We start from the raw sequence: 10,496 nt of genomic DNA on the forward strand, positions 1-10,496 counted from the left end.
CTGCAGACAACAGCCTTGATCGCGCCAAAGCCGCGCCGAAACCGCACGAGATCAGCAACCCGGCCTTCGTAGCTCTGTTTGAAGCGCACCAACGGGACAGGGAAATGCTGTTCGAAGCGATGAGAGCGCTCGAGAGGGTACAAAGCGGTAGCGTTTCGCACGCGCGCTGAGTAGAGTCTGGGCATATATTGTTGGGAAATCATCCAATGTCGGAACTCAAGATCAGGACCCGCGCCGTGGGCGCAACGTCCGTACTCCAGCCCAAGGAATTGCCGCTCGTCACATCGGAGACCGGAGGCAAGATCGGGGTTGTTACCTCGGTTTCCGAACCCGGCTTCAGCCCGATCGATTTGCTGTATAGTTCGCTGTCGGCGTGTATTGCATTGAGCGCGCGCATTGCCGCCAGCCGCCTCGGCGTTGCCGACAGACTCGGCGAAGTCCGGGTGCACGTGACGGGCGAAAAGGCGCATGAGGGGCCGTCGCGCATCGCCCACTTCGATATTTCCATCGAGATCGATGGTGAACTCGACAACGCAACGAAGCACGAGATCGTCGAGGCTGCCGAAGAGATATGTACCGTCAGCAATACGTTGCGCGGCAATGCCGATTTCGTGACGAAACTAGCGGACTGAAGCGGCGTCAGGCCTTCCTTGCGTGGCCGGAGACTTCGGCCCCGGCGTTCCATGGCAATTCCAGAAAGCGGAGCGCCGAAACGACCCCGATAAGACCGACGACGAAGAACGCCGTGCGAAAATCCGTCAGCGATGTGGTGGCATTGCCGTGAGCCATTTGCGACAGGTTGAGAACCATGGCGGCGATGGCAACGCCAAGCAGCATCGACATCTGCTGAAGCATGCTGGAAAGCGTCGAGGCAGAACTGCGCTGTGAAGCGTTGATGTCTGCGAAGGTCAATGTGTTGAGCGCCGTGAACTGCATCGAACGCGAGAGACCCGCGATGAGCAGGAGCGCAAAAGAGATGATCTCGGGCGTTTCGGCGGATAGAAGCGAACAGGCGGCGAGGGACAGCGCTGCGATCAGACCGTTGAAGCAAAGGATCGAGCGAAAGCCAAACTGCCTGAGCAGCGGCGTGGTGACGACCTTCATGCCGAGATTGCCAATGAAATATACCAGGATGTAAGTGCCCGTCCTGATGGCGCTGAAGCCGAAGCCGACCTGAAACAGCAGCGGCAACAGGAATGGGGCCGAGTTTATCGAGACGCGCCCTGCCGTTCCGGAGGCTGCCGTGGCGATGGCAAAGGTGTGGATCTTGAAGACTGACAGATCCAGCAGCGGATTTTTGACCTGCAGAAAATGTCTAGCAGCCACGACCGACAACAGCGAACCGCCCACAAGCATGGCGACGGCAATATAGAACTCGTGGATGCCATGGGTGAAGGATTCAAGGCTGGACAGGACAAGCGCCAAACCGGCTGCGGAGAGGACGAAACCTTTCATATCGAACTTCGGAACCGATGTTTCGCGTTGATCCGGAACGAATTTGAGGACCAACAGGATACCGAGGACGCCGAGCGGTATGTTGATGAGAAAGTTCCAGTGCCAGCTCAGATAGGTGGTGATGAAGCTGCCAAGGACAGGGCCGATGACCGGCGCAAAGAGCGCAGGCCATGTAATGAGCGCGATAGCGGAGACAAGCTCGGACTTCTCCGCATTGCGCAGCACGATCATGCGCCCTACCGGCGTCATCAGGGCACTGCCCACGCCCTGAACGGCACGCGCGCCGACGAACTGCCAAAGCGTTTCCGACAGACCGCAGACAAGCGAGGCGATCGTAAAAATAGCGATGGCAGCAATGAAGACATTGCGCGCGCCGAAGCGATCACCCATCCAGCCGGAAATCGGGATGAAGACGGCCATCGACAGCATGTAGACCGTAATGCCGATGCTCATCGCCACGGGCTCAATGCCGAATGAATGCGCCATCTGGGGCAGGGAGGTGGTGATGATCGTCCCGTCCAACATCTGCATGAAAAAGGCGACTGCAACAACGAGAGCGACAAGACGCGGTTGCCGCGCTGTGACGGCTGTTTCCTCGCCGTCCGATAGTGCAGTCGTCATTTTATAACCTCAGTGCATTTCATGTGGGATGGCCGCGACGCTGCGCAGCCAGATATCAAAGTGCCGGGCCCGCAATTCAGGCCCGGCAACCGGATTTGTCAACGTAGCTCGCGGATTATTGATTGGCGTCGAGTTCCTTGTAGGCAGCGTCGAGATAGCTGGTATCCACCCATTTGCTGTAATCGATCGTGCCTTTCAGAAGCTTTGCCTCTGCCATGAACTTCTCTTCTTCCTTGAGCGAATTAAGCGCTTCATCGGTGATCTTCGGATCCTGATAGAACACACCATCCTTGTAGGTCTTGCGAACGGATTTCTCCGAGGACTTTGTTTCGTCGACAAATATCTTGATCGTGTCTTCCGGGTGCGCGTCGGCCCAGCGCGAAATCTGTATATCGACCTTCAGCAGGCGTTTGACCAGATCGGGATATTTTTCCGCAAAGGGGCCATTGACCGAAATGACGTTCGGCACGGCCCATTCGGGGTGCTCCGATCCATCGAGAAGAATGCGCGCCTGGCCGGTGTCGACGAGTTTTGCCGCCGTGCTGTCTGTCTCGACGATTGCGTCGATATCACCACGCAATAGCGCAGGCCCCGAAGCCTCGAATGGCAGATTGAGCGATTCCACGTCGTCAGTCTTCAAGCCGGCACCTTTCAGCGCCTTGCTGAAATTCGAGTGACGCACTGTGCCGGCGAGATATGCAACCTTCTTGCCCTTCAGGTCGGCGACAGTTTTCAACGGCGAGTTCGTCGGAACGATGATGGCCGAGCCGCCCGTTTTGACGAAACTGGAGATACCTATCAGCTTGACATCAGCGCCCGATGCGGCGACGCGCAGGGCAGGGTTGTTGCCGGTATAGGTGACCTCGATAGCGCCAGTGGCAAGGGCAGTCGTTGCCTCGGAACCACCGCCGGTGAAGGTCACGAGCTCAACCTTGATGCCATCCTTGGCGAATTCCTGTTCCAGCCAGCCATCATGCTGGGCGAGAATGAATTTCAGGTGGCCAGGTGCGGTACTGCCGATACGAATGACATCCGGCTTTTCCTGCGCGATGGCGGGCAGGGAGAAGCTTGTCAAACCAAGCAGCGAGGCAGCGATGGTCTTTATCAGGGTCCGGCGCAAAACGCCGTTGTTTGAAATTGTCATAGCATGGTTCCTTCGTTGGCGTTTAGCAGAGGTTTCAGTGAGGCGAGGTGTCGGATTGGCCCTTCCACGAGGTCGCCCAACGTTCAAACCAGACCAGCAGGTAATTCACGATCAGCCCGATGAGTGTCATGGTCAGAATGCCGGCATACATATCGCCGGTTTCCATCATCAGCTGCGACTGCTGGATCAGGTAGCCGAGCCCAGATTTGGCGGCGAGCATCTCGGCGCCGATAACCGCGAAGATGGATGATTTCACCGCGAGACGCGCACCGGCAACGATCGAGGGTATGCTCGCCGGAAGAATGACCTTGCGGAACAGATCGACATCTGATGTTCCCATCGAGCGCGCCGCTTTCAACAGCAGCGGATCGACCGCCTTGACGCCGCTGATCGTGTTCACCAGCAGGAAAAATACGGATGAATAGAAGGTGATCGCGATCTTTGACGCTTCGCCTATGCCAAGAAGCAGAATGAAGACCGGCAGCAGGGCAAATTGCGAAGTGTTGCGCAAGGTCTGAACCAGCAGATCGGAGATCTTTTCGAAGAGCGAATAGCGCCCCATCAAAAACCCGAGCGGAACGGCAACAATCGTCGCCAATCCAAAGCCGATCGCTGCCCGCTGCAGGCTGATGCCGATATGCTTGGCGAGGACGCCGCTTTCGGCCAAGCCGATCCAAGAGCGGCAGACTTCGCTGAGCGGTGGGAAGAAGATCGGATTGAGCCAGCCGAGACGCGGTGCGATTTCCCACAGCAGGAAAAACAGGATGAGCAGGGGCAGACCATAACTGAAGGTGCCGTCCCCGCGCGCTGTCTTGTGCTTGCGGGCAGGCCGGGCAGCACTGGACGCTGCAATTGATGGCAACCTGATGCTGATGCCGATGCCTGGTTTTTCACTGATATAGGCCATGTTTCCGTTCCCTGGATATTTAGTTGGCGTAGGCAGGCGACAACGCCCAATCCTTTTGCGCCTTGTTGACTTCATCACGCAGTGCTTCCCAAACCCGGGCGCGATGTGCGTTGAACTCCGTGCTGGATCGAATGTCGCCATCGCGCGGGCGCGGCAGATCGATGTCGATGATCTCCTTCACCGTGCCGGGACGAGCAGTCATCACAACGATGCGGTCGGCGAGATAAATCGCCTCGTCGATGGAGTGAGTGACAAAGATGACGGTCGTGTTGATCTTCTCCCAGATCTTCAGAAGTTCGCTCTGCAGGATTTCGCGCGTCTGCGCATCGAGCGCTGCGAATGGTTCATCCATCAACAGCACTTCAGGATTGCTCGCCAAGGCGCGTGCGATGGCCACACGCTGCTGCATTCCACCGGAAAGCTGATTGGGATAGCGATCCTCGAAACCGGACAGTCCGAACAGAGCGAGGAAATATCGCGCGCGGTCGCTGCGTTCGCGCTTTGGCACGCCGCGCACCTCCAGGGCATATTCGATGTTCGAGAGGGCGGTGCGCCAAGGGAAGAGCGCATATTGCTGGAACACATAACCCGTCTTGGGATCGGGCCTGGTGATGGTGGCGCCGTCCAGTTGCACGATACCCTTGCTCGCCTGTGTCAATCCGCCGATGATATCGAGCAGGACCGATTTGCCACTGCCGCTCGGACCGACAAGCGTGATGAACTCGCCCTTGCGGATGTTCAGATCGACGCCATCGAGAACGGTGACGCGATCGGTCTCCTCACCGTCGACAGTCACATATTGACCCGGCTTGAGCTGGAATGTCTTTCTGATACCGGAGACGACAATTCGGTCCATTTGCATTCTCCTTCAAACTGCCGCGACACGAATGCGATGCGTTGGGTCATGTTCGGTTCCGCCAGCCTTGCCGCGTTTCCAGCCCAGCGCACGCGCATAACTGCCAAACAGATTGCGCTCCTCGACCTCGGCTTCTGTGATCGGAAAGTGGCCTTCCGCGCGATGCGCGACGTAGAGCGCATCGACGGGACAATAGATTTCGCAGAGATAGCAAGTCTGGCAATCGTCCTGCCGCGCTATGATGGGCGCCGAATCCGGCACCGCGTCGAATACATTCGCGGGGCAAACCTTGACGCATATATCGCATTCAATACAACGGCTTGCGGAGACAATCTCAATCATGACGCGATGCCCTCGCGACTGATTTGGGCTTCACCAATGCTGATCGCATCGACCCCGCTGACGAGGATGCGTCGGGCAAATGCGGGATCATTCCCGGGGCGGTCTGCTCGCCGGTGCATGCCGCGGCTTTCATTGCGGGCGAGAGCGGACGCGAGCGACCAGCGCGCCGAAGCGGTGATCGATGCGGTCTCGCGACTGCGCACGCGATCCACTCCCTCGGCGTGAAGGTGTTGACGCACATCATTCCACAAGCTCTCCAGCCGCTCGCTACTGGTGCGCAAGGTTGTACCGTCGCGAAAATAATTCTTTTCGAGCGGAATGACTTCGGCGCGAACAGCTTCGATGATTTCGGCAGTGCGCAGGTCCGCACGAGCGATTCCAGCCGGTCGCAGTCCCGCTTCGCCCAGGGGTTTCGATATGGAACGGAAGGCTTTCCGTGCTGATTTGCGCGCGTAAGTTGAAGCGCCTTTGCCTGACCACCAGCCGCTGGCGATAGCCCAGGACGAATTGACCGCGCCGCCGCCCGACACCGCACCTGTCATGTTCTCGCGGCTGGCTGCGTCGCCGGCGACGTAGAGCGCGGGAACGCCCGTTCCGCAATCGGCCGTCGCGAGCATGATGCCGCCGGTGCCTCGTACCGTGCCTTCGGCCCGCAATGTGATGCGGAACAGGTCTTTGAAGGGATCGATACCCGCACGATCATGTGGCACGAAGCAATTGGGCTGGCCGCGGCGCAGCCAATCCTGCAAGGCGAGCTCGGCATGGTCGAGACGGGCAAAAACCGGACCGTCTATCAGCGCCTTTGCAATATCCTTTTCGCGCTCGCCAATGCCGTTGGATATCTGTTCTCCTTTTGCGTCGAGGAGAGGTGAGCCATCCTCGCGGTAGAACGTTGCCCATCTGTAGGGCAGACCCTTGTTGAGCGACGTTTCATACGGGGCAAGCGTGTACTTCCCGGTGAATTCCATGCCGGAAAGATGCGCCCCGGCTTCCGCCGCCATAAGGTAGCCATCCCCAGTGAGGCCGGTTGCGCCGAGGATACGCTCGTGGAAGGCACAGCCGCCGGTTGCGAGGACAACGGCTTTTGCCTCGACGCTCCAGTCGCGGTTGTGCTGCCGGTCTACGCCGGAAGCGCCTGTGATCACATCGCCATTCGACAGAAGTTCAAGGGCAGGGTGGTGGTCAAGCACGGTGACACCTGCCTTGAGCACGCGCCGTCGCATGAAACGCATGTAGTCCGGGCCGCGAAGGTTGGCGATATAGAGCCGGCCGTCATCTTCGTGCGGGAAAAGGTAGCCCCATTCGGAGAGCTTCACCAGATTCTCGTAAGCCTGATCGACACAGCGCAGCATCCAGCGCTGATCGGCAAGGCCGCCGGTACGCTGCCAGCGCCGCTCGACGGCCTGACCACGATTTTCACCCGGCGGTACGCACCAGGTTCCGGTGTTGGACGGAGCTGTGGCGCCGCTCGTGCCAAGATAGCCCTTGTCAGCGAGGACAACACGAGCTCCGTCTTCGGCAGCAGCCAGCGCTGCCCATGCGCCGGAGGGACCACCGCCTAGCACCAGCACATCGGCCTGCAAATGCAGCGGGTCATTGCCAGTGGATTTTACACGCTCAGATGACATGCGTTCTCCGGTAATCGAAGCCAAAACGTCAAACCCTTGCCGGGTCTGACTGTTGTTTCGGACTTCTCAGGCAGCGTGGGAAAGGGAGGACGGCTCATTGCCTTCCAGCCATTTGATGTTGCAACCAATGGATGCGACCTGCTTGTCAGACGGCTTCTGGCCCAGGAGGACAGCGTCAACCGCGGCTCTGATATCCGCACCCGTTACAGGTTTTCCATTGCCGGGACGCGCATCATCGAACTGGCCGTGATAGGCGAGGCGGCGTTCCGCGTCGAAAAGGAACAGATCGGGCGTGCAGGCGGCGCGATAGGTCTTGGCGACGGTCTGTGACTCGTCCTTCAGATATGGAAATGAATAGCCGAAGTTGGCGACTTCTTCGCCGATGCGTGCCAGCGTCTCTTCCGGATGCGCCTTCGCGTCATTGCTGTTGATGGCGACGATCTGCAATCCCTTCGGCGCATATTCGAGCGCAAACTGTGCCAGCGCTTCACGCAGCAACACAACGAACGGACAGCGGTTGGAGATGAACGCGACGAGCAGGGCGGGCTTTTCGGAGAAGCTCGAAAGCTCGTAGAGCTTGCCTTCCGCATCCGGCAAAATGAAGTCAGCGGCTTTTGTGCCCAGCGTAATGGCGTTTGATTCTGTCTTAGGCATTGTGCGCTCCCATTGATCAACGTGTCGGCAAAAGCTTGATGGCTGCCTGACACCAATACTCTACTGAATTGGTAGTGTATGGAGAGGCATATTATTTTGGAGATGGCAGATTTTTGAAAATTATCGTCCTGCCGGCACCGGGCCCGATTAAAATGAGAGATCAGAAAAGATCCGTACGTAAAATTTCCCGCGAACTGGGGGACTCGGGGTTGTGACGACGAGCTTAGTTCAACCTGAGGCTTTTTTGTCGCGCCATGCAGAAAAGCGAAAAGGCATATGGCCATAACCAGTGTCGAGGATTATATCCCGCTCATCCAAGCCACTAAGTGCTTACTATCTGCGGTTGCCTCCATCTCGATCCAACCGTGCCATCGAGAGCTATTCCAGCGATGTCAGACCAGACTTGTCAGGTCGCCACCGGCCAGCCAAGCGCTCATATTGGGGCGACTCAAAAACCGGCTCCAAATTTTCGACTAATCGCCTTGATCATCGCCAGCGCCATGTTCATGGAGCAACTCGACGCAACAGTCCTTGCGACCGCGCTGCCGACGATGGCGCGCGATTTCGGTGTCAGCCCGCCATCAATGAGTATCGCGCTGACATCATATCTCCTGAGCCTGGCGATCTTCATTCCTGCCAGCGGCCGGGTGGCAGATCGCTTTGGATCCCGCACGGTTTTTCGCACGGCGATTGCAGTATTCACACTCGGGTCTATTCTCTGTGCCCAAGCGCCGAACCTGACATTTCTGGTTTTTGCACGGCTGATCCAGGGGCTTGGCGGCGCCATGATGATRCCGGTCGGGCGTCTCGTTCTCATGCRCAGCGTCCAGCGCAAGGACTTCGTTGCGGCCATGTCATGGCTGCTTGTGCCCGCGCTTATAGGCCCGATACTTGGACCGCCAGTTGGCGGTTTGATCGTCACCTATCTCGATTGGCGCTGGATCTTCTACATCAATGTTCCCATCGGCGTTCTCGGGTTTATCCTGGTTTCAATATACATCGAGGAATTCAAGGGTGAATCGAAGGGCAAGTTCGACACTTTCGGACTGTTTCTTTCCGGTGTGTCGCTCGGTTCGCTGCTGTTCGGATTCGAAATGTCCAGTCGAAGCGGCGAGGCGGGGACGTCCATTCTTCTCATCGCCATCGGACTTGTCTTCGGTGCCGCCTACCTGCGCCATGCGCGCAACCACCCGTCGCCGATCCTCGATTTTTCCCTGATGCGGGTTCCGAGTTTCAAGGAGTCGGTCATGGCTGGTTCGCTGACCCGCATCACCCAAGGCGCGCAACCATTCCTGTTGCCTCTCATGCTGCAATTGCAGTTCGGCCTCTCAGCAGCTTCAGCCGGCGGTATCGTGATTGCAACGGCGCTTGGATCGATGCTGATGAAGGCGACGGCGGGCAAAATCCTCAAAAGATATGGCTTTCGCAACAGCCTGACAGTCATCGGCTGGATTTCAACGCTTGGCTACGCGCTGTGTGCGTTCTTCCGTCCGGATTGGCCGATCTGGCTTATCTTCACGATCCTGTTTTTTTGCGGGTTCTTCATGTCGTTTCAGTTCACGGCCTACAATATTGTCGCCTATGACGAGATCGATCGGGAGCGGATGAGTTCGGCAACGAGCTTCTACACGACCTTTCAGCAGTTGATGCTTTCACTCGGTATCTGTATCGGCGCACTGGCGCTGAACACCTCGATGCTTGTGCAGGATCACACCGACCCCAAGCTTGGCGACTTTTCCGTGGCGTTTCTCGTCGTTACGGCAATCTCGCTCACCGCGACGATCTGGAACAGGCGCTTTTCGCCTACAGCCGGCTCTGACATCAGCGGGCATCAGGCGTAGACGCTGTCCAATTCAAGTACCTTGCCCGGATTCATGATGCCGTTGGGATCGAGCAGGGCCTTGATCGAGCGCATGAGAGCGAATTTCACCGGATCGACAAACCCATGCAGATCCTGCCGTTTGTCCAGGCCGATACCATGCTCAGCCGAGAACGATCCGCCTAATTCGCGTAGATTGGCGTAGACGATTGCCTTGGCGGCATCCTTGTCCGGCGCTCCCGCAACGCCGACATGCAAATTACCATCGCCGAGATGTCCGAATGCAAAACCCCGAACTTCTGGTCCGAGCGTGGCGACGCCTTCGTTGAAGGACGCCAGCCATGTTTCGAGTCCCTGCAATGGCACCGAGATATCGAACCAGCAGCCGTTCGGATGAACGCGATCGACCACGCTGCTGTCCTCACGGATATTCCAGATTTCGGTGCGCTCCTTCTCGCTCTGGGCGAGGATCGCATCAACGACAAGTCCTTCTTCGATGGCCTCGGCGAGTGCTTCTTCAAGGGCTGATTGTGCCGTCTGCTGATCAACTGCGTCGATTTCGAGGATGAGATAGGCTGGCGCTTCGGTAAAGGCGGACAGGGAAGCGGGGCCGAGATTTGCCGATGCCAAGGTGAAATAGTCCCGTGCCATGAACTCCGCACGAAGGAGATCAAGGCTGCGTTGCAACTTGCGGAACAAAGCGATCGTATCGCTTGCAGAGGGGCAGGCGACGAGTGCCGTCGCTGTGAATTCGTCCGCGGGCGCTAACCTGATGACCGCCCGCGTTATGATGCCGAGCGTGCCCTCGGCTCCGATGAACAACTGCTTCAGGTCGTAACCCTCGTTGGATTTCGTCACTTGCGCCATATCGGTCATGATCCTGCCGTCGGGCAGCACCACCTCGAGGCCAAGAACACGATGACGCATGACGCCATGGCGAAAGGCCTCCATGCCACCGGCATTGGTCGAGATCATGCCGCCGATGGTGGCGCTGCCACGTGCAGCAATATCAATGCCGGTGGCGAGGTCTACCTTTGCCGCTGCTTCCTGCAGCGACAGCAGCTTAACGC

The 10,496-nt window shown here is 57.9% G+C and carries 10 protein-coding genes; 2 read left to right on the forward strand and 8 right to left on the reverse strand.

Annotation, left to right across the window (positions count from 1 at the left end; all coding sequences use genetic code 11):
- Positions 1-206 precede the first annotated feature (206 nt).
- Positions 207-632, forward strand: coding sequence for an OsmC family protein (locus ACXJ5O_RS10660; RefSeq protein ID WP_457299873.1), 426 nt, complete (start codon positions 207-209; stop codon positions 630-632).
- A 7-nt stretch (positions 633-639) separates the two neighbouring features.
- Here the strand turns inward: ACXJ5O_RS10660 and ACXJ5O_RS10665 are convergent, their stop codons facing one another.
- The 7 genes from ACXJ5O_RS10665 to ACXJ5O_RS10695 form a co-directional block, all read right to left on the reverse strand.
- The gene (locus tag ACXJ5O_RS10665; protein ID WP_457299874.1) at positions 640-2,076 is read right to left on the reverse strand and encodes an MFS transporter; all 1,437 of its coding nucleotides are present in this window, start codon (positions 2,074-2,076) and stop codon (positions 640-642) included.
- Between the two features lie 115 nt (positions 2,077-2,191).
- Positions 2,192-3,220, reverse strand: coding sequence for an aliphatic sulfonate ABC transporter substrate-binding protein (locus tag ACXJ5O_RS10670; protein WP_457299875.1), 1,029 nt, complete (start codon positions 3,218-3,220; stop codon positions 2,192-2,194).
- Between the two features lie 34 nt (positions 3,221-3,254).
- Positions 3,255-4,127, reverse strand: coding sequence for an ABC transporter permease (locus ACXJ5O_RS10675; RefSeq protein WP_457299876.1), 873 nt, complete (start codon positions 4,125-4,127; stop codon positions 3,255-3,257).
- A gap of 19 nt (positions 4,128-4,146) precedes the next feature.
- On the reverse strand, positions 4,147-4,983 hold the full coding sequence (locus tag ACXJ5O_RS10680; protein WP_457299877.1) for an ABC transporter ATP-binding protein: 837 nt from the start codon (positions 4,981-4,983) through the stop codon (positions 4,147-4,149).
- Between the two features lie 12 nt (positions 4,984-4,995).
- Positions 4,996-5,325 (reverse strand): 4Fe-4S binding protein, encoded by a 330-nt coding sequence (locus ACXJ5O_RS10685; RefSeq protein WP_112527140.1) that lies wholly within the window; start codon positions 5,323-5,325, stop codon positions 4,996-4,998.
- On the reverse strand, positions 5,322-6,953 hold the full coding sequence (locus tag ACXJ5O_RS10690; RefSeq protein WP_457299878.1) for an FAD-dependent oxidoreductase: 1,632 nt from the start codon (positions 6,951-6,953) through the stop codon (positions 5,322-5,324). The genes ACXJ5O_RS10685 and ACXJ5O_RS10690 overlap by 4 nt, the downstream gene beginning before the upstream one ends.
- 66 nt (positions 6,954-7,019) lie before the next feature.
- The gene (locus tag ACXJ5O_RS10695; RefSeq protein ID WP_457299879.1) at positions 7,020-7,607 is read right to left on the reverse strand and encodes a thioredoxin family protein; all 588 of its coding nucleotides are present in this window, start codon (positions 7,605-7,607) and stop codon (positions 7,020-7,022) included.
- Between the two features lie 389 nt (positions 7,608-7,996).
- Between ACXJ5O_RS10695 and ACXJ5O_RS10700 the strand changes: the two genes are divergently transcribed.
- On the forward strand, positions 7,997-9,448 hold the full coding sequence (locus ACXJ5O_RS10700) for a DHA2 family efflux MFS transporter permease subunit (RefSeq protein WP_457299880.1): 1,452 nt from the start codon (positions 7,997-7,999) through the stop codon (positions 9,446-9,448).
- Here ACXJ5O_RS10700 and ACXJ5O_RS10705 read toward each other — a convergent pair.
- Positions 9,439-10,496, reverse strand: a 1,058-nt coding sequence (locus ACXJ5O_RS10705; protein ID WP_457299881.1) for an FAD-binding oxidoreductase, incomplete at its 5' end; no start/stop codon positions are given. The two genes, ACXJ5O_RS10700 and ACXJ5O_RS10705, sit on opposite strands and share 10 nt — an antisense overlap.

The organism is Phyllobacterium sp. P5_D12 (genome assembly GCF_054049495.1).

Bases quoted from the DNA above. Each gene is read 5' to 3' on its own strand.
- ACXJ5O_RS10675 (WP_457299876.1), bottom strand. From the start codon at position 4,127: ATGGCCTATATCAGTGAAAAACCAGGCATCGGCATCAGCATCAGGTTG.
- ACXJ5O_RS10665 (WP_457299874.1), bottom strand. From the start codon at position 2,076: ATGACGACTGCACTATCGGACGGCGAGGAAACAGCCGTCACAGCGCGG.
- ACXJ5O_RS10685 (WP_112527140.1), bottom strand. From the start codon at position 5,325: ATGATTGAGATTGTCTCCGCAAGCCGTTGTATTGAATGCGATATATGC.
- ACXJ5O_RS10670 (WP_457299875.1), bottom strand. From the start codon at position 3,220: ATGACAATTTCAAACAACGGCGTTTTGCGCCGGACCCTGATAAAGACC.
- ACXJ5O_RS10660 (WP_457299873.1), top strand. From the start codon at position 207: ATGTCGGAACTCAAGATCAGGACCCGCGCCGTGGGCGCAACGTCCGTA.
- ACXJ5O_RS10690 (WP_457299878.1), bottom strand. From the start codon at position 6,953: ATGTCATCTGAGCGTGTAAAATCCACTGGCAATGACCCGCTGCATTTG.
- ACXJ5O_RS10695 (WP_457299879.1), bottom strand. From the start codon at position 7,607: ATGCCTAAGACAGAATCAAACGCCATTACGCTGGGCACAAAAGCCGCT.
- ACXJ5O_RS10680 (WP_457299877.1), bottom strand. From the start codon at position 4,983: ATGGACCGAATTGTCGTCTCCGGTATCAGAAAGACATTCCAGCTCAAG.